Origin of the sequence: Brachyspira sp. SAP_772 (genome assembly GCF_009755885.1) — a bacterium.
Classification (GTDB): domain Bacteria; phylum Spirochaetota; class Brachyspiria; order Brachyspirales; family Brachyspiraceae; genus Brachyspira.
Window position 1 is genome coordinate 1 of sequence record NZ_VYIX01000179.1, and the last position, 698, is coordinate 698.

2 protein-coding genes are annotated in these 698 nt (G+C 25.7%); both read right to left on the reverse strand.

What is annotated here, in order from left to right; all coding sequences use genetic code 11:
* Positions 1-413, reverse strand: a 413-nt coding sequence (locus GQX97_RS13385; protein ID WP_157152302.1) for a CBS domain-containing protein, incomplete at its 3' end; no start/stop codon positions are given.
* A 73-nt stretch (positions 414-486) separates the two neighbouring features.
* A partial coding sequence (locus GQX97_RS13390; RefSeq protein WP_232473412.1) for a DNA methyltransferase occupies positions 487-698 on the reverse strand: 212 nt, incomplete at its 5' end.

A 698-nucleotide genomic window follows, 5' to 3' on the forward strand; every position in this document is an offset into this window, starting at 1 on the left:
TTTCTTATTTTTAATTTAAGGATTATATCATATAAAGTGTATATATCCACTATTCCTATAGGAAAATCTTTATCATCAACAACAATAGCATAATCTAGTTTTTTATCTATCATCATATTAAACACATCATTAGTATCTGTATTAAATGGAACTTTTATATAATTTTTAGTAACTAGTTTTGATATATCTTGATTAGCAAGACAGCCTATATTCTTTTTTTTCATTTGTTTTGCTAAAACGGCAAACAAATCATTATATGTAACAACRCCAAAAATTTTCTTATTTGCATTTGTGATGATAAATAGTTTTGGAGGATTTTTTGATGATATAGCAACTAAATCTTGAAAAGTAGTATTTTTATATATTATTTTGACATTATCAGCCTTAATGTAATTTATTATATCAACATGCATATAACGAGCCTTTAATCAAAAAAAATATTAACAATACCAAAYTAATTTTAACATAAAGTCATATTTTTTTCAATTATTTTTTTAGCTTATTTTGAAGCTGCATAGTGTTTCTCTCCCAGAATATATTATCAGTGTAACCCTGTATTTCTTTGTTTTGCAAAGCAGATTCTATTCTTTTTTCTGCCCAAGCACAGTATGCTGGGTTTTGCTCTATGCCTGAGTAGTTTCTTCCTAATTTCTTAGCTACAACAGAAGTAGTACCACTTCCCAAAAATAATTGAAAAA